This is a genomic window from Stenotrophomonas sp. 22DLJC03, assembly GCF_056861405.1.
The window spans coordinates 666954-689410 of the sequence record NZ_JBSPUG010000001.1; the positions used below are offsets into that span (position 1 = coordinate 666954).

Consider the following 22457-nt stretch of genomic DNA (forward strand, 5'->3'; position numbering starts at 1 on the left):
TGTAAATGATCTGCTTCTTCAAGATCGACACGGTCTGAAAATCAGAGCTTGAAAGACAGGAGCAAGAGCGCACCTAGGCGTTCCTGGGGAACGCGTGCGCAAAGGGCTTCGCCCCTTGAACCCCAATCGCTTCCAGCGCTTGCGAAAATCCAAAGCCACGGCATAAACAAAGCCACATCCACTGCTTTGGAGCCGCATGGCCATCTACCACGCCAACGTCAAAACCTTCAGCCGAGCCAAGGGGCACTCGTCCGTCGCGGCAGCCGCCTACCGTGCCGGACTTCTTCTCGAAGATACGCGCACCGGGCAGCGCCACGACTACCGTCGGCGAGACGGCGTGGTTGAATCACGCTGCATCATTCCCGACGACGCACCAGGTTGGGCCCTGGTGCCTGCCTCGCTTTGGACGGAGGCCGAGGCCGCGGAACGCCGCAAGGATTCCACCATCGCACGGGAGTTCGAGTTTGCGCTGCCCCACGAGTTGGACGATGACCAGCGATCGTCTCTTGCCCTCGCAGTGGCGCGGGCCTTGGTGGACCGCTACGGCTTTGCTGCACAAGCTAGCATCCACAGTCCCGGCAGCAAAGGAGGCATGAATTGGCATGTCCACATTCTGGCAACCACCCGCCGGCTTGGCCCTGACGGCTTCCTGGACAAAACCCGAGAGCTCGACGGAGGTCCTGCAGGCCGGGCCGAGGTCGAGTGGATCAGGGAACTGGTGGCCGCGACGACGAATGCGCATCTGGAAGCGGCAAACCTGGACGTTCGCGTGGATCACCGCAGTCTGAAGGCCCAGTCCGACGAGGCGCTCGCGCGCGGGGACCTCGTGGCCGCCGCAGTGCTATCGAGGGCTCCCACGCGTCACCTGGGAAAAGACGCGTCAGCCATCGAGCGCCGAGGGGAGTACTCAGAGCTAGGGGAGAGGAACAGGTCCATTCAGGAGGCGAACCAACACGCCTTCGATGAAGTGCTAGCCCGGTTTGAACAGGAAAGCCGGGCCGCGGCGCCTGAGGGGCACAGTGAAGCGCAGGCCCACCGCGAGGCAAAGCGCTCGACAATCGATCAGACGCTTGCCTTCTCCGATGGTCAGATCGTTGTATCGCACGGGTTGGGCAAAGCCATCGGCGAGAGGCGCTCCGATGGCAGCACCGAGGGTGTTCCCAGGGAGGCCCCCTCGGTGGAGGCCATCCGGATTGAGGTGGTTCGCCAAGGCAACACGCTCAGGGATGAATTGGCTGGCCATGCGCTCCATTCCACGCTGAAAGCGGTCAGTGCACTGGCGAGCGGAGAAGTCGTTCCCGAAGAGTGCAAGGAGCATCGTTCGGCGCTCAACGGGCTGCTGCTGGGCTTGAAGCGATTTGCAGCAGAATTGGTCCGTTTCCCCAAGCGTCTTAAAGCTGTGCGCCGTGCGATCCGATTGCGGCACATGGCTGAACAGGCGTGGGACGACTTCGTGGCGAACCACCCGGAACCCGGGGTGTCTTGGACGGCTCGTGAGTGGGCCAGGCGTCGCGGCCGCCGGTTGGCAGCTCTGGAGCAGCGGTCTGCTGAGTTGGCTGCAGCCCAAGCTGCCGCAACCCCGGAGCAAGAGGCGATCTTGGCCGAAGACCTACGCTTGCGCGAGGAGTGCTTGGAGGCCGCGAGCGTGGCTGTCTTGGAACGTTGCTCTGTTCGAGCCGAGCCGACCCGGGAGGCGCAGTCGGACTTCCAGGAGCGGCCCGTCACGTCGGACGCGTCCCAGCCATCCGCCATTCCACGGCGCCCCCGGTTGCACTAAAGCAACGAGCCCCGCCTGGCGGGGCTCCTCTCGTTTCAGGTGGCATCCTTCAATGAACAGAAGGCCCCGAGTTCCGCAAGACTGAAGGTGGCGCACTCTTCTTGGCGCGGCTCCGCCGCCATTCGTCTGTCGGGATGAAAGTGCGGTCTACCACGGCTTCACGTGTGCGGGTTTGGGGGGCTGGATTGGGCGGAGTGAACTTGGCACCCCGTGGTTGGTCCTCCTCCCACTGTCGAATCAGTTCGGCGGACACGTCCAAGGCGTGCCTCACGTCTTCGACGCGATCGCTCAATTGGCGAGAGGAGCCTTGGGACATGAGCCCGATAAGCAGTTGGCTGGCGATTTGGAACTGTGGGTGAGAGAACATGGTTAAAGCTCCTTTGAGCCGAGGTGGTGCGCTCATCAAAGCACCATCGCCCCGGGTGGCAAGCCAGGATTTTGCGCCTCCTTTCACAAAAGCCGATTTTGATCAGGCTCGTAAGTTTCAGTAGCAGCCAAATCTCATCCAAGTAAGGAGTGTTAGAGGCGCATTGAACTGGTTGAAAGTGGAGGCTATGACTTCTTGTAAAACTGACTTGCAATGGACATCTGGCGTAGGAAGCGGATGAAAGACGGCGAACTATGCGATGCTAGAGACGTGTGAGGGCAAAAGAATTCATAGCCGGTGGGGCAATGCTGTGAGCACCAAATATCGTAGAGCTCGTTCGGTAGGGCATATAGGACGCGCAAATGGCGAACCGGGAGTGAGAAGTCGCCGCTTGGAGCGTCAGACGGTATTTTCAGTGCTTTCTTGTATGTCTTTTTGCCGCCACCCTGAGTGGTGAAGTCTTTTTTAAGCCACTCTTCATTAAACGTAATGAGAAGGCTGTGGGTTGAGGGAGAGTAACGCGATCTCTTGTCGTTCAGATTGGAGGCGGTTCCACACACCTCGATTGCTACCACGTCGCAGTACTTGTGCTCGCCCCAGTTGACATTTATCCACAGCCCATCGGGTTGCGTCTTAAAGAGACTGGCGCCCGGGGCATGTAGCCTAGGCGCAGTGGCGCGTGAGCCAGCGACTTTGGGCTGAGCTCGTATCCAGTGTCCGGTCTTGTTGGGTGGTGGCCAGTAGTTGCGCGTCTGAATGGGCCATTTCCTAAGAATATTTTTAGCCTCTCCGTCCTTCAGTTTTGCGCTGGATCTTTTGGCTCGGCTCGCTGACGCTGTAGACATGTGCTCTCCTTGCTCATTGTTCTGTCAGGTTGGAGTTAGTTCGTCGCTTTGTGGATCCATCGCGAAATTTCCATAAGAACGGCGCAGTCTCCATCGTCGTTCCAGACTGCAGACCTAAGTCCCCAGAAGAAAACATGCGTTGTCGTGCCAGCTTTGTTCGAAAACTCGGTGGTCAATCCGGGTCTCGTGTGGATTTGAACGAAATCGCCGGCTTTCACCTCCTTGTCTGGGATCCAGAACATGTGTCTCAACTTCGATGAAACTTTATGGTCCGATGTGTAGGTGGTGTCGCTTAGCACATGCGTGCCTACATCGCAGTCTTCCAGAACCTTCAGCGTTACATACTCTTGCTGATGATCTCCGCGAGAGGAGATGGATAGTATTTCGACTTTCATGCAAATCTTCCTCCTTGTGATATGTGTTCGTCTAGCTGCTTAGTAATGACCTTCTCACTCCGCGCTTCCTGGGTGTTGGATCGTTCAGAAGGGCGCGCAGCGCAGGCAGGTTCAAGCCAAAATCCAGCACCGCCAATCCGGGGGTGTTCTTTCCAGGCCCATGCAGCTTCTCTTGGGCGGTGAATTCGCGGCTATAGGTGGCGTGGTGCTCGTCGTCCAATTCGTGTCCCACCACCTGGGCCCGCAGCTCGGACGGTACGCCCGCTCCTTGAAGCGACTGAATGACGGTTTTCCGGAGCGAATGGAAGCCGCGCTTGCCGGGCGTCCAGTTCTTGCCCACGGCTTCCAGGTGGCGGCCGAACGCCTTGGTGATCCAATTGCCGGCGCCGTTCTTGGCATCCGGTTTGGCGGCCGGGAACAGCCGCTTTGCCTCTGCCGCCCTTAACCCCTCAACCCATTCCTTGAACCCGAGGGTCAGCAGATCAGGGTGAACAGGGACGGTCCGGATGCTGGCATCGGATTTGAGCTTCTGGTGCTCCCCTTCATCGGACATGTGGATGCAGAGCAATCCCGCCTCTTCGGTGACATCGCTGGGAAGCAGTTGGCCCACCTCGGCGGCGCGAGCGCCTGTGTAAAGACCGATGACCGCCGCCCAGCGGGCCGAAAGCGCCAGTCGCTCGAAGGCGGCTGGCGCAAAGAGGGCTTGGACTTGGTGGGTGTCGTAAGGCTTGAAACCGAACTTTCGCCGAGCTCGCTTCTCTCGGATGGAGTAGCTGACATGCCCAGCGGCAACATTGTCGCCCCTGGGGTAGTAGCCCGAGGCCATGGCCCACTCGAAGAAGCCGCCTTTGCCGCCAATGTAAGACTGCTTGTTGGTCAGGGTGGGGGTTGAGGCGCCCTCTTCGCGCATGTGCTGATACCAGCGGGCCAAGTCCGTGCGCGTCAGCGTGTGGAGCTTGATCTTGCTCCCGAGGAAGCTGACCAGAGACACGATCGCCGTGCGCTTGATCGTCCAGGTCTTGGGCAGCGTGTTGCCCTTGAGCGTGGCCAGCCAAGCATCGCAGGCGTCTTCGAGGGTGATGGGGGTCAGCTTTGACTTCGGGACTGGTGCCGGGGCGGGGGAGGGGGCGCCGTTGACGGCGTCCAGCAAAGGGTCTGCGCCCTGGCGTTGCATCTTCTGGAAAAGCCGCAGGTCTTCCTCGTTGTCGATCTGCCAGCGCTCGGTGACCGTGCCATCGGCGGCGCGGGACCGGTGGAGGATCAATTCCTTCAGGTTGTCGGATTGGGTCAGGCGGGCGATCAGTTCATCGGCCTCGCGCTTGCTCAGCTTGTCCACGCGTTGGTCCCTCAACACATCGAAGGCCTGAGCATAGCCCGCAGCCAGGGCCAGTGCGCGCAGCCTGGCCGTTGGCAGGTCGCGGGTGCGCAATGTGCGCTTGAAGACGCGTCGGCCAACCACGCCTTGAAGGTCGATAGGGACGCGTTGCCGGAAAGCCCAAAGGCCGGTGGGAGAGCGGGTGAGGTGATGGGGGATGCGCATCGAGAGATGTGTCCCGATTTGTGTCCCGCCGAGGGGCACCCCAGAAAAGCAAAAACCCCTGATCTCTCAGGGGTTTGCGTAATCTGGCGGAGAGAGGGGGATTCGAACCCCCGAAGCGCGGTTTAGACGCTTACACACTTTCCAGGCGTGCTCCTTCAACCACTCGGACACCTCTCCGGATCCCTGCCATCGGCAAACGCCTCAGCAGGGGCGCAGATTCTAGCGGGCTGCGCGGCACTTCACAAGCACCCCAGTCAGGAACCTGCGAAGGACGCGCCGGAGGCGAGGGGGCTGGACAGGCATGGCACAATGGAACATCCGATGGAAAACGGTGGCCTGATGTCCTATCTCGTCCTTGCCCGCAAGTGGCGTCCGAAGCGTTTTGCCGAGCTGGTGGGCCAGGAACACGTGGTCCGTGCGCTCAGCAACGCGCTGGACAGCGGCCGGGTCCACCACGCGTTCCTGTTCACCGGCACCCGCGGCGTGGGCAAGACCACCATCGCGCGCATCTTCGCCAAGTCGCTGAACTGCGAGCAGGGCACCAGCGCCGATCCGTGCGGCCAGTGCGCGGCCTGCCTGGACATCGACGCCGGGCGCTACATCGACCTGCTGGAAATCGACGCCGCGTCCAACACCGGTGTGGATGACGTGCGCGAGGTGATCGAGAACGCGCAGTACATGCCTTCGCGTGGCAAGTACAAGGTCTACCTGATCGACGAAGTGCACATGCTGTCCAAGGCGGCGTTCAACGCGCTGCTGAAGACGCTGGAAGAGCCGCCGGAACACGTGAAGTTCCTGTTGGCCACCACCGACCCGCAGAAGCTGCCGGTCACCGTCCTCAGCCGCTGCCTGCAGTTCAACCTCAAGCGACTGGACGAGGATCAGATCCAGGGCCAGATGACCCGCATCCTTGCCGCCGAAGAGATCGAGGCTGACGGCAGCGCCATCGTGCAGCTGGCCAAGGCCGCCGACGGCAGCCTGCGTGATGGCCTGTCGCTGTTGGACCAGGCGATTGCCTATGCCGGCGGCGCGCTGCGCGAGGATGTGGTGCGCACCATGCTGGGCACGGTTGATCGCACCCAGGTGGCGGCGATGCTCGACGCACTGGCCGAGGGCGATGGCCAGCGCCTGTTGCAGGTGGTTGCCGCGCTGGCCGAATTCTCGCCGGACTGGAGTGGCGTGCTGGAAGCGCTGGCCGAAGGCCTGCATCGCATCCAGGTGCAGCAGCTGGTGCCGGGCGCTGCGGCTGCCGCCGAAGGCCTGGACGCGACAGCCTTTGCCGAACGCCTACGCCCGGAAGTGGTGCAGCTCTGGTACCAGATGGCCTTGAATGGTCGTCGCGACCTGCCGCTGGCGCCGAGCCCGCGCGCCGGCTTCGAAATGGCCGTGCTGCGCATGCTGGCGTTCCGCCCGGCCGCGGCGGTCCCGCCGGTGCCGAAGTCGGTGGACGGTGCAGGCAATGCGTCGGGCGGCAATGCTGCCGGTGGCGGCACCGGTGCGGGTACCCATGAAGCGACGCCGGCGACTGCCGCCGCTTCGGCAAGCCCGGCCGTGGTGGCGCAGTTGGCCGCTCCGGCGCAGGCCGCGCCGCGCGAGCCTGAACCCGAACCTGAGCCGGCCCCGCAACCGGAGCCGGATCCGACGCCGGAACCCGAGCCGGTTCCAGTGGAAGAGCTCGTGTCGCCGCCGCCGGTAACGGCCGAAGCAGCGGCGCCGCCGTCCGCTGAAGCAGATGCGGGGGATGACCTGCCGCCGTGGGCCACCGACGAAACCGGGGCGCGTGACGAGGCGCTGGCGGCCGAGATGGCTGGTCCGGATGCGGCGATGGTCGCGCCCTGGCATGAGCCGCCGGCTCCCGTCGCGGTCCCCAGCGAGCCTGCGCAGCCCGAACGTCCGTTCCGCGCCGAAGGCATTGCCATCGCGCCGGCCGAACCGCCGGGGCCGGCGCGTGATGCCCCGCCGCTGGAAGGTGTCAGCGATCTGGCCAGCGCCGAGGACTGGCTGGACCTGGTCGCCAACAGTGGCCTCAGTGGCCCATCGAGGCAGTTGGCCGCCAATGCCGCGTTCATCAGCTGCCAGCACGGGACCTTGAAACTGGGCCTTTCGCCCGGATTTGAATACCTGCGCTCGGAGCGCGCGCTGGCTGCGCTGGGCGAGATGCTGGAGAAGGCCCTCGGCCAGGCGCCGAAGATCGTGGTCGAGACCGTGGAAACCGAACACGTTCCGGCCGAGACCCTGCACCAGCGTGCCGATCGCCAGCGTGGCGAGCGGCAGCAGGTGGCAGAGGCTGTTTTCATGGACGATCCGGAAGTGCAGGTGCTGATCCAACAGCACGGTGCCCGGGTTGTTTCCGATTCCATCCGTTCTTTTGACGAGTAAGACACTATGCGCGGCAACATCGCCCAACTGATGCAGCAGGCCCAGAAGATGCAGGAAAACCTGCAGAAGGCCCAGGAAGAAATCGCCAAGATCGAAGTGACCGGCAGCGCCGGTGGCGGCATGGTCAGCGTGACCCTGACCGGCGCCAAGGAATGCCGCAAGGTGCGTATCGACCCGTCGCTGGCCAGCGACCCGGAGATGCTGGAAGACCTGATCGCCGCCGCTTTCAACGACGCCTCGAACAAGATCGATGCCGAGTCGAAGTCGAAGATGGGGTCGGCCACCGCCGGCATGCAGCTGCCGCCAGGCATGAAGCTGCCGTTCTGATCTTCAGCGGGGTGCCTGTTGTTGCGGGTACCCCGCAGAGTCGAGCTTGCTCGACTGTCTGCAGCAGTCGAGCAAGCTCGACTCTACACATACCCGTCGGGCATGCCCGGCACGATCGAAGCACCCTGCCGTGTCCGCACCCCTGCTTGAACAATTGATCGACGCACTGCGGGTGCTGCCTGGCGTTGGCCAGAAGACCGCGCAGCGGATGGCCTACCACCTGCTCGAGCGCGAGCGCGAAGGTGGCCAGCGCCTGGCTGAAGCGTTGTCGCTGGCGGTGGAGCGCATCGGCCATTGCGCACAGTGCCGCGATTTCAGTGAAACCGAGCTGTGCCCGACCTGCGCCAACGGCAGCCGCGAGCGCAGCCAGCTGTGCGTGGTGGAATCGCCGGCCGACCGCCTGGCGATCGAGAACGCTACCGGTTTCCGTGGCGTGTACTTCGTGCTGCAGGGGCGGCTTTCGCCGCTGGATGGCATCGGCCCGCGCGAGCTGGGCCTGGAGCAGCTGGAGCGGCGGCTGGCCGAAGGCGAGGTACGGGAGCTGATCATCGCCACCAGTGCCACCGTCGAGGGCGAGGCCACCGCGCATTACCTGGCGCAGCTGGCGCGCGCACGAAAGGTTCAGCCGAGCCGTTTGGCGCAGGGGCTGCCGCTGGGTGGTGAACTGGAATACGTCGATCGCGGCACGCTGTCGCACGCGTTCGGGACGCGCAGCGAGTTCCGCGATTGAGCGCTGGCCGGGCATCGTCCGGCGCGGCCGGCCTACAATGCGGGAGACATTCCCGCCGAGGCTGACCATGAGCAACGAAACCCTCTTCAGCAAGATCATCCGTCGCGAGATCCCGGCCACCATCGTCTACGAGGATGACGAGGTGCTGGGCTTCAAGGACATCGCACCGCAGGCGCCGGTGCACGTGCTGTTCATTCCGAAGAACGAGATCATCCCGACCCTGGACGACCTGCAGCCGTCGCAGGCGCACCTGATCGGCAAACTGGCGCTGGCCGCTGCCGAGTATGCGCGCCGCGAAGGCTTCGCACGGGACGGCTACCGCATCGTGATGAACTGCCGTGAGGACGCCGGGCAGACTGTGTTCCATATCCACATGCACCTGCTGGCCGGTGGGCAGCTGGGGCATTTCGGTACGCCGGGGCGTTGAGCGCAGGTCATCCATGCCATGCGTGGATGAAAAAAGGCCGCCCGAGGGCGGCCTTTTCCGTCATGCCTGTGCGGTGACGATCACCACCAGCCCCAGCGTCCATAGCCACCCCAGTACGGGCCATACGGGCCCGGGCCCCACGGGCCGTAGGGATAGGGCACCACATCGACCTGGCGCTGTTCCGGCCACAGGTAGATCACATCGGCCGACAGCTTCGGCAGGCGGTAGTCATAGTCGCCGATGCGGGTGTTCTGGTAGCCGTCGATCTTGCCGATGAAGGTCACGTCACGGCCGGCTTCGAACACGGCCGGGTCGTAGAAGCCGGCACGGCAGGCGATGAAGCGGCCGTCGCTGGCGTCGGACGAGGTGGTGTTCGGGCGGCCACTGGCGTTGAGCGGGCGCGAGATCATCTGGAAGCAGGTCTCGCCCTGGCCGGGCTTGGTTTCGATGATGCGGCCGCCCCAACGGACGGGCGTGCCGACCTGCTGGGTGGCGACCGAGTCGCGCGGGGAGACCAGGCTGAACTGTCCCTGCAGCGGCTTGGGGGCCGTGGCGCAGGCCGACAGGGCCAGCGTGGCCACAGCGGTGAGGAGGAACTTGGTGTTCATGGGGAGGCTCCGGAAGTCGGGCGATGCCTGCGCAGGTCCCGCAATAATGAAGCGAGGTCGGTGCAAGTTCCAGCGTAGCGCGCGTCGTCGAAACGCTGGCTGAGCGCCAGCAGTGCAGGATCGGGGCGGCGGGCATGTACCCGACGCGCCCAGTCCTGTGCGGTTTCATGCGGTTCGCGGGCCAGGCCGAGGCGGGCGTAGCGGCGGCCCAGCCGGTGCCAGGCGCGCAACAGCGGATCACGTTCGTGTTCGCCGCGGGCCAGCAGCCAGGCCATCCACGCCAGTGCCATCAACGCAGCCGTCACGAAGCCGGCTATCAGTTGTGCCGGTCCCAGGTCATCCAGCCCGAGCGGCTTGAGCAGCTGCTGCTGGCGGCGGGCATCGAAGGACAGCACCAGATCGTTCCAGCCGCGGCGCAGCCAGTCGCCCATCTGCCCCAGTTGCAGCCAGCGCTGTTGCAGCGGGCTGTCCGTGCCGGCCTGCAGGCGGTCGTCGAGGGTGTCGAGAATACGTTCGGGGGCGACGGCAGCGGTGGGATCGACGCGCACCCAGCCACGTTGCGGCAGCCATACCTCGGCCCAGGCGTGGGCGTCCATCCGCCGTACGATCCAGTAGTCGCCAAGGCGGTTGCGGGTGCCGCCGGCGAAGCCGGTCACCACGCGTGCCGGAACGCCGGCGCCGCGCATCAGCACCACGAAGGCGGCGCTGAAGTGTTCACAGAACCCGGCTTTGTAGCCGAACAGGAACTCGTCGACCGGATCGCGTCCTGCCGGGGGCGTTTCCAGCGTGTAGGAGAAATCGGTGGTGATCCATTGCAGCGCGCGGCGGACGATGGCTTCGTCATCGCCACCGGCGTCCTGCCGCCATTGCTGGGCGAGGGTTGCCGTGCGTGGATTGAAGCCGGCGGGCAGCTGCAGCGTCGCGCGCCGGAGGTAGGGCGAGAGCGTGCTGTCGAAGTGCTGTGGTGGTGCCGAATGCAGTCGCCAGCGGCTCAGCGAGGCCAGCGAGCGCTCGCTGCTCAGGCTCATGTCCGCGTCCAGCGTGCTGCCGGCAGGGGCGCGGCTGGGCAGGTCCAGCGCCACCAGCTGACGGCGGTCGGTGGGCTCGTAGTCGATCTGGTAGTCCCAGCCCTGCACACCGGCAACGACGACTGCCGCAGGTCGCCGTGCGCTGGCGCGGTCGCGCGTCCAGCGCCGGCCATCGAAGGCAGTCAGCACCGGGCCACGCCAGTAGCGTTGCGTCGGCTCGGGTACGGCACCGAAGAACTGCACACGCAGCGCCGGGGTGTCGTCGGCCATCAGGTCCAGCCATTGGCCGGGTTCCATGCTGTCGGACAGCCCCGGCGTGCCGACGGCACGTTCGGGAACACCCCACAGCGGCGTTGCCAGGCGCGGGAACAGCCAGAAGCTGGCCAGTGCCAGCGGCAGGCCGATCGCCAGCAGACGACCGACACTGCGCAGCTGCCCACGCAACGGCAGGCGGCCGGCATGGCCTTCATCCTGGGCCAGGCGTTGCAGTGCAAGCAGGGCGCCTACACCGGCCAGGGCGGCCAGGGTCGTGGTCAGTGGTCCCTGGTCGAGCAGGAATGCGGCAAACGGAGCAAACAGCGCAAAGCCGAGCAGGCTGCGCGCGTCACGCAGGCTGCGCAGTTCGCTGGATTTGATCGCCAGCATCGCCGCCAGCAGGGCGCAGCCGGTATCGCGCCCCGGGCGCACCATGCCCATCTGCCAGACGATGGCGGCGAGCATGCCCAGCACCAGCAGCAGGCGTATCGGCATCGGCAGCACGCGTCGCCAGGACAGGGCAGCGGTCAATATCGCAGCGATCGCGATCACCACCGCCAGCAGCGGTGGCAACTGCAGCAGCAGTGGCAGCAGGGCCAGCGCCGCACAGGCCAACGTCCAGGCACGTGTGCTGCGATCCAGTTGATCGAGGGGATCAGCCATATGGCATCAGCGCCAGCGCGCGCAGGCACAGGTGGTGATGGTTCGCGCCCTGGCCGGGCCCGAACGGCGGGTGCGCCGGCAGCAGCAGGGTGTAGCGGCGGCCCTCGCGTTCGGCCATGCCGACCCAGCGCGCCAGCCGCGCGATGCGTGCTTCGTGGCCCAGCGGTGCCAGCATGCGCCAGTCCAGCACCACTTCGATGCCGGCCGGCTTTTCGTACTCGCGCACCAGCAGACTGTCGCGGCGTGCCGAGTGCTTCCAGGAAATGCTGCGTGGCGCGTCGCCGGCGCGGTAGGGCCGCAGCTGATGCAGTTCCTCACCACTGGCATGGGCACGCGTGTGCAGGGGATCGTTGCCACTCTCCGGAAGTGCAGGTGCGGTTGTCTCGGCCAGTGGATAGACCAGCAGCGGTTGTTCCGGCCACACCCACGACCACGCCCGTACCAGGCCCAGTGGCTGGGTGGTGGACAGGCGGATGCGCGGCAGCTCCAGCCAGCCGCGGCGTTCGCTCGGTACCTCCAGTTCCACCTCACCGCGACCGTGTGCCGGCAGTGAGGTCCAGGTTTCGCTGTCGCCCAGCTGCAGGTGCAGGCCATGGCGCGCGCGCGGATCGCGCAGCGACAGGTCCACGCGCAGGCGCAGCGGTTGCCCGGCCGGCACCGGCTCGGCGGAGATCGCATCGATCTGCACGCCGGATAGCTGCAGGTGCGCGGCAATGGCACTGGCGATGGCCGCTGCCGCCAGCAGCAGGGCCAGCAGCAGCGCTGGATTGTTGTTGTAGTTCAGCGCGCCGAGGAGCATGGCGGCCAGCAAGGTGGCAACGAACAGGCCGAAGCGGGTGGGCAACACATAGATGCGATGGCGATCCAGTCGCTTCGGCAAGGCTTCTGGCCTGCGCGGCCGGGCCATCAGCTGCAGTCGTGCCCAGCGTGTGGCCACGTTCAATCCACCGCGACGGTCTGCAGGATCGCACGCGCCAGTGCCGGCCCCGAGCTGGATTCCGCCTCCGCCACCAGCCGGTGGCCGGCCACCGCCACGAACAGGGTCTGCACGTCTTCGGGCACTACATGGCCGCGGCCAAGCATCAGCGCATGCGCCTTGGCCGCACGCAGCAGGGCCAGGCCTGCACGCGGTGACAGGCCGACGCGTACACCAGCGTGCTGGCGGCTGCGGGTCAGCAGCGCCTGCACGTAGTCGATGAGTGCGTCGCTGGCATGCACCTGGCCGACCGCATCGCGCAGCGCACGCACCTGGGTATCGTCCAGCTTCGGTACGGCGCGTGCGATCAGATCGCGGCGGTCGGTGCCACGCAGCAGTTCGCGTTCGGCCTGTGCACTGGGGTAACCCATCGCCAGCCGCAGCAGGAAGCGATCCAGCTGCGAATCCGGCAGCGGGAAGGTGCCGGACAGGTCCACCGGATTCTGCGTGGCGATCACGAAGAACGGATCGGGCAGCGGATGGGTCTGTCCATCCAGAGTGACCTGCTGCTCGGCCATTGCCTCCAGCAGTGCGCTCTGCGTGCGCGGTGGCGCGCGGTTGATCTCGTCGGCCAGCAGCACGTGGGTGAACACCGGGCCGGGATGGAACTGGAACTGGCGGCTGCTCGCTTCATACACCGAGACGCCCAGTACATCGGCGGGCAACAGGTCGGAGGTGAACTGCACGCGCTGGAAGCTGAGGCCGAGGCTGCTGGCCAGTGCATGTGCCAGCGTGGTCTTGCCCAGGCCGGGCAGATCCTCGATCAGCAGGTGCCCACCGGACAACAGCGCGACGAAAGCCAGCCTGACTTCCGGCACCTTGCCCAGCACCAGTGCATTCACCTGATCCTGTGCCTCCCGCAGGGCCTGTCTCAATTGATCGGTTAGCATGCTGGGGTTGGGGGACGAAGCTGGCATGATCGTCTCAGTTCTGGAATCCACTCGATTATCCATAGAGCGATGCAAGGCGAACAGCGCGCACGAACGATATTTCTCTGGTTATGGACGCTGGTCACAGCGGCCAAGCTGGTGGTGGCCGCGCGCCTGCCACTGTTTGTCGATGAGGCGTTCTACTGGCAGGAAGGCCAGCATCTGGCGGCCGCCTATTCCGATCTGCCCGGGTTGACTGCATGGCTGGCACGACTGGGCGTGGAGATCGGTGGCCACCACGTCCTGGCGTTGCGCCTGCCGTTCCTGGCCATTGGTGCATTGCTGCCGCTGCTGGTGGCGCGCATCGCCACGCGTTGGTTCGGCAACGTTGCCGGATGGCAGGCCGGCAGCCTGACACTGTTGATGCCGTTGTCGGCCACGCTGGGGCTGCTGGCGGTGCCGGACGTGCCGATGGCACTGGCGGCCGTGATCTGCCTGCACGCCGGTGCGCGCCTGCTGCACAACGTCGATGCGTCTTCGGCGATGAAGCTGGCGCTGGGCCTGATGATCGGTGCGCTCAGCCACTATCGCTTCATCGGCGTCATCGGCGTGGGCTTTGTTGCCTTGCTGGCGCTGCCGCAGGGACGGCGCATGCTGGCTGATCCACGCGTATGGGTGGCGCTTGCAGTGGGCGTGCTGGCCTGGCTGCCGCTGCTGGCGTGGAATGCGGACAATCACGATGCCGGGCTGAAGTTCCAGGTGGTTGAGCGCCATCCCTGGACTTTCGAATGGGCCGGGCTGTTGTTCCTGCTGATCCAGCCGATGCTGGTTACGCCGATCCTGTGCATCGCGATGTGGAAGGTGGCGTTGGCGGGCACCCGCAGCGGTGGCGGCGCGCGCGTGCAATGGCGTTACTTCGGCCTGGTCGGTGGCGTATCAACGCTTGGCATCTTCCTGCTGGGATTCTTCACCGACGTCGAGCGGATCAGCTTCCACTGGCCACTGCCGGGCTATCTGGCGCTGCTGGTGGCGGTGCCGGTGGTGCTCAACGGCTGGCCGCGCTGGCTGCGCCGTACCGGCTGGTGGCTGGCTGGCGCCGGCATGGTGCTGGCATTCGGTTATTACCTGATGGCATCCACGCCTTCGCTGCGTGAGCAACTGGCGGGCAGCAAGTACTACCCGCGCAACTTCGCCGGTTGGCAGCCGCTGGCGGTGGCGGTGCGCGATGAGCTGCAGCAGATGCCAGCCGGCACGCGCGTGCTGGCCGGCAACTTCAAGGTCGGGGCCGAACTGGGCTTCCAGCTCGGCAATGGCGATATCGAGGTGCTGCCGCATCCGCTCAACGACAAGCACGGCCGCACCGCGCAGCTGGCGCAGTGGGGGTTGCTGCACGAGGGCGAGCGTGCGGTGCCGATGCTGTTGGTGCTGTCGCCCAGTGACCAGCGTTACCGCGATCTGCTGGCGCGCTATCACGCCATCTGCGGGCAGGTCGGGCCGTTGCCCGCGCCGCGGGTGGTCAGCAGCGATCATGGTTTCCAGCGTTTCCTGCTGTTCCGCCTGCCGGCACAGCGCGCGGCGGGTCCGTGCGTGACCCCGGCGATGGCGTGGCTGGATGCGCCATCCAACGGTGAAGAGGTTTCGGGCACGCTTGCCATCAAGGGCTGGGCGTTCAAGGACGGCGTCGGCCTGGCGCGTGTCGAGGTGCTGGTCGATGGCCGCTCTATCGGTAGCGCGCAGTACGGGCGTGTGTTCGACGTACGTCACACCTGGCCGGACAGCACTGACCCGCGGCATCCGGCGGTGGGCTTCGATGCGTCGCTGGATACCGCCACTCTGGCACCGGGCCGGCATTGGCTGGGCCTGCGCCTGCATGGCAACGATGGCAGCGTGGAAGAGTGGCAGGAGCAGCCGTTCGAGGTTCTTTGAGTCCGGCTTTTGCAGAGTCAAGCCATGTTCGACTGCTTCTGTTCCAGAGGGCAGGTGGCCAGGGAAATGCAGTCGAGCATGGCTCGGCTCTACAGTTCAGGGCACCGCGAATCCCGCTCTGCGCAGCAGCCCGCACAGCGCGATCAGCGGCAGGCCCACCAGTGCCGTCGGGTCGCGGTTGTCGATCGCCTCGAACAGGCTGATGCCCAGGCCCTCGCACTTGAAACTGCCGGCACAGTCCAGTGGCTGTTCTGCGGCTACGTAGCGAGCGATCTCGTCCTCGCCCAGCGCGCGGAAACGCACTTCGGTCAGGTCGATCGCCGTGAAGGATTCTCCGTCTCGCGTGAGACTGATGCCGGTATGGAAGCGCACGGTGTGTCCGGACATTGCCTCCAATTGCGCGCGGGCCGCCTCGACCGTGCCAGGCTTGCCCAGCGGCTGGTCGTTCAGGTCCGCCACCTGATCCGAGCCGATCACCCAGGCGCCCGGATGACGGGCGGCCACCTCGGCGGCCTTGGCGGCCGCCAGTCGCATGGCCAGGGCCAGCGGGGCCTCGCCGTCCAGCGGGGTTTCATCCACGTCCGGGCGTGCGCAGTCGAAGGGCAGGCCCAGCCGTTGCAGCAGTTCACGGCGGTAGCGGGAGGTGGAGGCCAGGATCAGCGGCATGCGACAATACCGGGGCAGGGCGCGGCAGTCTGGCCCGTCCGCAACGCCAGCGGCAAGTCCTGTATGGCGGGCATTTGACAGCCGCCGCCCCGATCCTTAGTATTCAGCGGCTTATGTCCGCGAACGTGCCCGAAACGCTGGATGCCTGGCGGATGGTTGTAGCGCGAAGGCGCTTCGACGGCCAGGTCTCCCTGGCTGAATTGACCCGCCTGCAGGGGTTGGTCGCCGATACCGACGGTGAGTGTGCCTACTCGCTTGAATTCGGTCGCGACGACATCTTGCGGGTATCCTATGTGGAACTGACCATCGACACCGCGTTGCCGCTGACCTGTCAGCGCAGCATGCAGCGATTCCTGTTGCCGGTGAAGGTGACCCAGAGGCTTGGCCTGATCCGCGACGAGGACGAGGAATCGTCCTTGCCGGAGGAATACGAGGCGTTGCTGGTGCCGGAAGATGGCCAGCTGCGTCCGCTGGACCTGGTCGAAGACGAGTTGGTGCTGGCGGTGCCGGTGGTACCGCTGTCGCCCGATGGTGAAGCAGTCGACAAGGACTGGGCACCGAGCGAAGAAGAAACAAAGAAGGCCAACCCGTTTGCGGCGTTGGCGGCCTTGAAGAAACAATAGCAGCCGGATTGTCGTCGGCGGCTGCGGCGAAAGCGAAAGTGTGCTGGGCGCTGGCGTCCTGCGCGACGATACGACGAAGCAAAAACGAACCGAGTTTGGAGCAATCCCATGGCTGTCCAGAAATCCCGTGTCACCCCGTCCCGCCGCGGTATGCGCCGTGCGCATGACGCCCTGAGCGCCAAGCAGCTGTCGACCGACCCGACCACCGGCGAAGTGCATCTGCGTCACCACATCACTGCCGATGGTTTCTACCGCGGCAAGAAGGTCATCCAGACCAAGACCTCGGCCGTCGAAGAAGATTGATGTGCCGGGAAGGCCGCTGCCTCCGGGCAGCGGCCTTTGCCTTCTTTCCCGGGCTTGCCGGTGATCGGCGGCCTGCGCAACAGGAAACATGATGAGCAAGCGGATCTATTCGAGGATCGCGGGCACCGGCAGCTATTTGCCGGAAAAAGTCCTGACCAACGCCGACCTGGAAAAAATGGTCGAAACCTCGGATGAGTGGATCCAGTCGCGCACCGGCATTCGTGAACGGCACATCGCGGCCGAAGGCGAAACCACCAGCGATCTCGGCTACAACGCCGCGCTGCGCGCGCTTGAAGCGGCCGGCATCGACGCTTCGCAGCTCGACATGATCGTGGTCGGTACGACCACCCCTGACCTTATTTTCCCGTCCACCGCGTGCCTGATCCAGGCAAAGCTCGGTGTGGCCGGATGCCCCGCCTTCGACGTCAACGCGGCCTGTTCGGGTTTCGTGTTCGCGCTGGGCGTGGCCGACAAATTCATCCGTTCCGGCGACTGCCGGTACGTGCTGGTGATCGGCGCCGAAACACTGACCCGCATGGTCGACTGGAACGATCGCACCACCTGCGTGCTGTTCGGTGATGGTGCCGGCGCCGTCGTGCTCAAGGCCGACGAAGAGACAGGCATCCTCAGCACCCACCTGCATTCCGATGGCAGCAAGAAGGAGCTGTTGTGGAACCCGGTGGGTGTCTCGACCGGGTTCAAGGACGGCACCAACGGTGGTGGCACCATCAACATGAAGGGCAACGACGTGTTCAAGTACGCCGTCAAGGCGCTGGACTCGGTCGTGGACGAGACCCTGGCTGCCAACGGCCTGGACAAGTCCGACCTGGATTGGCTGATTCCGCACCAGGCCAACCTGCGCATCATCGAAGCCACGGCCAAGCGCCTGGACATGTCGATGGAGCAGGTCGTGGTCACGGTTGACCAGCACGGAAATACCTCGTCCGGCTCAGTGCCGCTGGCGCTGGACGCTGCAGTGCGTTCGGGCAAGGTCGAGCGCGGCCAGCTGCTGCTGCTGGAAGCCTTCGGTGGCGGCTTCACCTGGGGTTCGGCCCTGCTGCGCTATTGATAGTGCAAGTTACGACAACGTGAAGTCTGTCGTTACGGCCCCTCTGGGGCCGTAACGCGTTTAAGGAGGACCTGTCATGGTTGAGCCCATCGTCATCGAAGGGCAGCGTGCCTGGCTGAAGCAGTACGGCAAGGGAAGCCGGGCGCTGGCCCTTGGCCTGCTCAATTTTGTTGCCCGCCGTTTCCATCTCGATGCCCTGCGCCCGCCACCGCATCGCGGCGGTGATGCTGCACGCGAAACCGAAGCCCGTCGCCTGGCTGAACTGCAGGCGCAGGGAGTAAACGTGCCGGATGTGCTGGGTACCGGTCATGCCGCGCTGGTGATCGGCGACAACGGCAGTTCGTTCAATACCTGCCTGCGCGAAGCCGACGAGGCTGGTCGCGACCGGTTGGTGATGGCGGCGATGCTGGCCATTGCCGAGGCGCATGCGCGCGGGGCCTATTTCGGCCAGCCGCTGCCGCGCAATCTCACCTGGGACGGCCAGAAAGTGGGCTTCATCGACTTCGAGGAAGATCCGCTGGAAGTGATGGATCTGTCCGAAGCGCAGGCCCGTGACTGGCTGATGTTCGGCTATGGCGTCGCCAAGTATTACGCCGACCGGCCCGAGCGCCTGCAGGCGATGATGGCCGAGGCGATGGGCGACGTTCAGGCACCGGTGCGCGAGCATGTGCATGTGGTCAGTGGCCGCCTTCGCAATCTGGCCAGGGTCTGCATGAAGCTGGGCCGTTCAGCGCGCGCGCTGGCGCATTCGATCTTCATCGCCCATGGCGCCAGTACCGCTGGCGTGCTGATGCTGGTGGGCCTGTGCGTGGATTTCCTCGCCGACGGCGATCTGGACGTCCTGCAGCTGTTCTGCTGATCGTCGGCTGGGGTCAGATCCCTTTTCCATGGGAAAAGGGATCTGACCCCGGATCTCCAGCGCCCTGCGACCACCATGGACCATACGCGTGCATACGCGCACGTACAGACGACACGGCATGTTCCCCCTTATCATGGCCCGCTTCGATTGCAACAAGCGGATGACCGCGTGACCGTATCCACCCTCGCTTTTGTCTTCCCCGGCCAGGGCTCGCAGTCTGTGGGCATGCTGGCCGAGCTGGCTGAACTGCACCCGCAGGTGCGTGAAGCCTTCACCGAGGCATCCGATGGTGCTGGCGTCGACCTGTGGGCACTGTCCCAGGGCGGCCCGGAGGAAATGCTCAACCGTACCGAATACACCCAGCCGGCCCTGCTGGCCGCAAGCATCGGCGTGTGGCGCGTCTGGAATGCCGTGGGCGGTCCGCGCCCGTCGGTGCTGGCCGGTCACAGCCTGGGTGAGTACAGCGCGCTTGTCGCCGCTGGCGCGCTGAGCCTGCACGACGGTGCGCACCTGGTGCGCCTGCGCGGCCAGCTGATGCAGGAAGCCGCGCCGGCCGGCGTCGGTGCCATGGCCGCGGTGCTCGGCGCCGAGGACCAGCTGGTACTGGACGTCTGTGCCGAAGCCGCGGGCAGCCAGGTGGTGGTGCCGGCCAATTTCAATTCGCCGGGCCAGATCGTGATCGGCGGCGACGCCGATGCGGTCGATCGTGCGCTGGCGCTGCTGGCCGAGAAGGGCGTGCGCAAGGCGGTCAAGCTGGCGGTCAGCGTGCCGTCGCATACCCCGTTGATGCGTGAAGCTGCCAACCGCCTGGCCGAAGTGATGGCCGGCCTGTCCTGGCAGGCGCCGCAGCTGCCGGTGGTGCAGAACGTCGATGCCAAGGTGCACGACGGCGTGGACGCGGTCCGTACCGCGCTGGTGCAGCAGCTGTACCAGCCGGTGCAGTGGACCGGTTGCGTGCAGGCGCTTGCCGCCCGCGGTATCACCCAGATTGCCGAGTGCGGTCCGGGCAAAGTGCTGACCGGCCTGGTCAAGCGCATCGACAAGGCCATTGACGGCCGCTCGCTGGCCACTCCGGGCGACTTCGAAGGCGCCCGCGAGGCGTGGTCGGCCTGATTGCCCCTGTTCCTGCCGACCGTGCCGGTCGCCGCTGCAAGCGGCATTGGCGCGGCGGCCGTCCCAGCCTGAGGAAAACATCATGAGCAAGCCCCTGCAGGGTGAAATCGCACTGGTCACCGGTGCCAGCCGCGGCATTGGTGCCGCCATCGCCGATCTGCTGGCCGCCCAGGGCGCCACCGTCATCGGTACCGCCACCACCGAGTCCGGCGCTGCCGCGATCGGTGAGCGCCTGGCTGCCCACGGTGGTCACGGCCGTGCCCTGAACGTGACCGACGCTGCCGCGCTGGACAGCGTGCTGGACGGCATCGCCAAGGAATTCGGCCCGATCTCGATCCTGGTCAACAATGCCGGCATCACCCGCGACAACCTGCTGATGCGCATGAAGGACGAGGACTGGGCGTCGATCATCGACACCAACCTGACCAGCGTGTTCCGCACCAGCAAGGCGGTCATGCGCGGCATGATGAAGGCACGCAAGGGCCGCATCATCAACATCGCATCGGTGGTGGGTGTGACCGGCAATGCCGGCCAGGCCAACTACGCGGCTGCCAAGGCCGGCATCATCGGCTTCAGCAAGTCGCTGGCCAAGGAAATCGGTTCACGCGGTGTCACCGTCAATGTGGTCGCTCCCGGCTTCATCGACACCGACATGACCAAGGCGTTGCCGGAGGAAGCGCGTACCGCGCTGATCAACGACATCGCCCTCGAACGCCTGGGTTCGCCGGAGGACATCGCCCATGCGGTGGCCTTCCTGGCCGGCCCGGCTGCCGGTTACATCACCGGCGAAACCCTCCATGTGAACGGTGGCATGTACATGCCGTAAGCAAGGGGCGCAGGGATTGCGCCGCAAGTGGTTGATCTGCTGAGGTTTTTGCTGCGATGCAAGGCCGCGCTGGTTTCCACTACACTATCCCACGGCCATCGCCTTTGATGGCGACCACTTTTGAACCACAACTCCATCTGGAGCGAGATCCCATGAGCACCATCGAAGAACGCGTCAAGAAAATCGTCGTCGAACAGCTTGGCGTCAAGGAAGAAGAAGTCACCACCAGCGCATCGTTCGTCGATGACCTGGGCGCTGACTCGCTGGACACCGTCGAGCTGGTGATGGCGCTGGAAGAAGAATTCGAGTGCGAGATCCCGGACGAAGAAGCCGAGAAGATCAGCACCGTCCAGGCCGCCATCGACTACGTCAAGGCCCACGTCAAGGCCTGATGTCAGACGGCAGTGCGCGCGCGGGCTCAGGCTCGCCGCGCACCGCACCCCATGGGGCCGCTGTTGCGGCCCCGTGTGTTTGGGCATTACATCGAAGCAAACCGAGTTACCCGTAGAAACCATCCGGGTCAGGAGAAACAGCAATGAAGCGTCGCGTCGTCGTAACCGGCCTGGGTATCGTCTCGCCGTTGGGCAATGATCTGGCCAGCAGCTGGGAAGGCATCACCCATGGTCGTTCGGGCATCGGTCCGCTGACCAACGTTTCTGATGCCTATCTGGATCGGTTCACCACCAAGATTGCAGGTGAGGTCAAAGGATTCGACATCACCGCCGACAACGAACTGTTCGGCAAATTCCGGGTCAGCGGCAAGGATGCCAAGAAGATGGACCCGTTCATCCATTACGGCCTCGGTGCCTCGTTCATGGCCCTGCATGATTCGGGCCTGGAGATCACCGAAGCCAATGCCGATCGCATGGGTGCCATCGTTGGCGCCGGCATCGGCGGCCTGCTCGGCATTGAAGAGCAGACCATCGAGTTCCACGAGGGCAAGAAGATCTCGCCCTTCTACGTGCCCAAGACCATCATCAACATGCTGCCGGGCCAGCTGAGCATCATCACCGGCCTGAAGGGCCCGTCGTTCTCGGCGGTGTCGGCGTGCGCGACCTCGAACCATTCGATTGGTACCGCGATGCGCATGATCCAGTACGGCGATGCCGACGTGATGGTGGTCGGTGGTGCCGAGCGCGGCTCCTCGCCGACCGCGGTGGGCGGCTTCTGCGCGATGAAGGCCATGAGCACCCGCAATGACGCCCCGGAACAGGCCTCGCGCCCGTGGGACAAGGACCGCGACGGCTTCGTGCTGGGCGACGGCGCCGGCATCCTGATCCTGGAAGAGTATGAGCACGCCAAGGCGCGTGGCGCGAAGATCTATTGCGAACTGGCCGGCTTCGGCGCCAGCTCAGATGCGTACCACATGACCGCGCCAAGCGAGAACGGCGAAGGTGCCGCGCGCTGCATGGTCATGGCCATGAAGGACGCCGGCGTGACCCCGGAGCAGGTGGGCTACCTCAATGCGCACGGCACCTCCACGCCGCTGGGCGACCTGGGCGAGACCATGGCGATGAAGACCGCCTTCGGCGACCACGCCTACAAGATGATGGTCAGCTCCACCAAATCGATGACCGGCCACCTGCTGGGCGCTGCCGGCGGCGTGGAAGCGATCTTCTCGGTGATGGCGCTGCAGGACAACGTCATTCCGCCGACCATCAACCTGCAGCAGCCGGGCGAAGGCTGCGACCTGGACTACGTGCCCAACGAAGCGCGCCAGGCCAAGGTCGATGTGGTGATGTCCAATGGCTTCGGCTTCGGCGGCACCAACGGCACGCTGATCTTCAAGCGCGTCTGACCGAGTTGTAGAGTCGAGCCATGCTCGACTCCACGTTCTACGGAGCCGCCGCAAGGCGGCTTCCGTGCATCTGAACCCCCGAACTGGC

Annotated in this window: 20 protein-coding genes and 1 tRNA gene; 14 read left to right on the forward strand and 7 right to left on the reverse strand. The window is 65.0% G+C overall.

All coding sequences use genetic code 11. The features are described 5' to 3' along the window. Positions 1-196: 196 nt before the first annotated feature. On the forward strand, positions 197-1777 hold the full coding sequence (locus AC13GA_RS03100; protein WP_482997498.1) for a MobA/MobL family protein: 1581 nt from the start codon (positions 197-199) through the stop codon (positions 1775-1777). 1638 nt (positions 1778-3415) lie between these two features. On the opposite strand, the gene AC13GA_RS03105 is transcribed toward AC13GA_RS03100, so the two are convergent. Continuing rightward, on the reverse strand, positions 3416-4924 hold the full coding sequence (locus AC13GA_RS03105) for a DUF6538 domain-containing protein (RefSeq protein ID WP_482997499.1): 1509 nt from the start codon (positions 4922-4924) through the stop codon (positions 3416-3418). 84 nt (positions 4925-5008) lie between these two features. Then, positions 5009-5101: transfer RNA gene (locus AC13GA_RS03110), tRNA-Ser, on the reverse strand. 144 nt (positions 5102-5245) lie between these two features. Between AC13GA_RS03110 and dnaX the strand changes: the two genes are divergently transcribed. The 4 genes from dnaX (at position 5246) to AC13GA_RS03130 (ending at position 8787) form a co-directional block, all read left to right on the forward strand. Next, a complete protein-coding gene (gene dnaX, locus AC13GA_RS03115; protein WP_482997694.1) occupies positions 5246-7303 on the forward strand; it encodes a DNA polymerase III subunit gamma/tau in 2058 nt (685 codons plus the stop codon). A gap of 6 nt (positions 7304-7309) precedes the next feature. Continuing rightward, the gene (locus tag AC13GA_RS03120) at positions 7310-7630 is read left to right on the forward strand and encodes a YbaB/EbfC family nucleoid-associated protein (RefSeq protein ID WP_004154630.1); all 321 of its coding nucleotides are present in this window, start codon (positions 7310-7312) and stop codon (positions 7628-7630) included. Between the two features lie 130 nt (positions 7631-7760). Then, positions 7761-8360 carry a recombination mediator RecR gene (gene recR / locus AC13GA_RS03125; protein ID WP_046982807.1) on the forward strand — a complete coding sequence of 200 codons (600 nt, stop codon included), beginning with the start codon at positions 7761-7763 and terminating at the stop codon, positions 8358-8360. Positions 8361-8427: 67 nt separating this feature from the next. Then, a complete protein-coding gene (locus AC13GA_RS03130; protein ID WP_046982806.1) occupies positions 8428-8787 on the forward strand; it encodes a histidine triad nucleotide-binding protein in 360 nt (119 codons plus the stop codon). 80 nt (positions 8788-8867) lie between these two features. On the opposite strand, the gene AC13GA_RS03135 is transcribed toward AC13GA_RS03130, so the two are convergent. The 4 genes from AC13GA_RS03135 to AC13GA_RS03150 are packed head-to-tail and all read right to left on the reverse strand — an operon-like array spanning position 8868 to position 13234. Further along, the gene (locus AC13GA_RS03135) at positions 8868-9395 is read right to left on the reverse strand and encodes a Slp family lipoprotein (protein ID WP_008265847.1); all 528 of its coding nucleotides are present in this window, start codon (positions 9393-9395) and stop codon (positions 8868-8870) included. Continuing rightward, on the reverse strand, positions 9392-11341 hold the full coding sequence (locus AC13GA_RS03140; protein WP_482997500.1) for a transglutaminase TgpA family protein: 1950 nt from the start codon (positions 11339-11341) through the stop codon (positions 9392-9394). The genes AC13GA_RS03135 and AC13GA_RS03140 overlap by 4 nt, the downstream gene beginning before the upstream one ends. Beyond that, complete coding sequence (locus AC13GA_RS03145; RefSeq protein ID WP_046982845.1) at positions 11334-12248, reverse strand: DUF58 domain-containing protein; 915 nt, start codon at positions 12246-12248, stop codon at positions 11334-11336. The genes AC13GA_RS03140 and AC13GA_RS03145 overlap by 8 nt, the downstream gene beginning before the upstream one ends. Positions 12249-12280: 32 nt before the next feature. Further along, positions 12281-13234 (reverse strand): AAA family ATPase, encoded by a 954-nt coding sequence (locus AC13GA_RS03150; protein WP_482997501.1) that lies wholly within the window; start codon positions 13232-13234, stop codon positions 12281-12283. 42 nt (positions 13235-13276) lie between these two features. On the opposite strand from AC13GA_RS03150, the gene AC13GA_RS03155 reads away from it, so the two are divergent. Further along, entirely contained in the window at positions 13277-15112 is a 1836-nt protein-coding gene (locus AC13GA_RS03155; protein ID WP_482997502.1) for a glycosyltransferase family 39 protein, read from the forward strand. 96 nt (positions 15113-15208) lie between these two features. On the opposite strand, the gene AC13GA_RS03160 is transcribed toward AC13GA_RS03155, so the two are convergent. Further along, the gene (locus AC13GA_RS03160) at positions 15209-15778 is read right to left on the reverse strand and encodes a Maf family protein (protein ID WP_482997503.1); all 570 of its coding nucleotides are present in this window, start codon (positions 15776-15778) and stop codon (positions 15209-15211) included. 113 nt (positions 15779-15891) lie between these two features. Here AC13GA_RS03160 and AC13GA_RS03165 point away from each other — a divergent pair, with 113 nt between their 5' ends. The 8 genes from AC13GA_RS03165 (at position 15892) to fabF (ending at position 22369) form a co-directional block, all read left to right on the forward strand. Beyond that, entirely contained in the window at positions 15892-16401 is a 510-nt protein-coding gene (locus AC13GA_RS03165; RefSeq protein WP_046982801.1) for a YceD family protein, read from the forward strand. Between the two features lie 108 nt (positions 16402-16509). Then, complete coding sequence (gene rpmF / locus AC13GA_RS03170) at positions 16510-16704, forward strand: 50S ribosomal protein L32 (protein WP_004154640.1); 195 nt, start codon at positions 16510-16512, stop codon at positions 16702-16704. A 91-nt stretch (positions 16705-16795) separates the two neighbouring features. After that, on the forward strand, positions 16796-17773 hold the full coding sequence (locus AC13GA_RS03175) for a beta-ketoacyl-ACP synthase III (RefSeq protein ID WP_046982800.1): 978 nt from the start codon (positions 16796-16798) through the stop codon (positions 17771-17773). Positions 17774-17849: 76 nt separating this feature from the next. Continuing rightward, on the forward strand, positions 17850-18632 hold the full coding sequence (locus AC13GA_RS03180; RefSeq protein WP_482997504.1) for a BUD32 family EKC/KEOPS complex subunit: 783 nt from the start codon (positions 17850-17852) through the stop codon (positions 18630-18632). Between the two features lie 168 nt (positions 18633-18800). Beyond that, positions 18801-19745, forward strand: coding sequence for an ACP S-malonyltransferase (gene fabD / locus AC13GA_RS03185; protein WP_136638933.1), 945 nt, complete (start codon positions 18801-18803; stop codon positions 19743-19745). Positions 19746-19827: 82 nt separating this feature from the next. Next, positions 19828-20571 carry a 3-oxoacyl-ACP reductase FabG gene (gene fabG / locus AC13GA_RS03190; RefSeq protein WP_004146899.1) on the forward strand — a complete coding sequence of 248 codons (744 nt, stop codon included), beginning with the start codon at positions 19828-19830 and terminating at the stop codon, positions 20569-20571. 152 nt (positions 20572-20723) lie between these two features. Continuing rightward, on the forward strand, positions 20724-20963 hold the full coding sequence (acpP, locus tag AC13GA_RS03195) for an acyl carrier protein (protein WP_012510218.1): 240 nt from the start codon (positions 20724-20726) through the stop codon (positions 20961-20963). 143 nt (positions 20964-21106) lie between these two features. After that, positions 21107-22369 carry a beta-ketoacyl-ACP synthase II gene (gene fabF / locus AC13GA_RS03200; RefSeq protein ID WP_004146925.1) on the forward strand — a complete coding sequence of 421 codons (1263 nt, stop codon included), beginning with the start codon at positions 21107-21109 and terminating at the stop codon, positions 22367-22369. Positions 22370-22457: the final 88 nt, after the last annotated feature.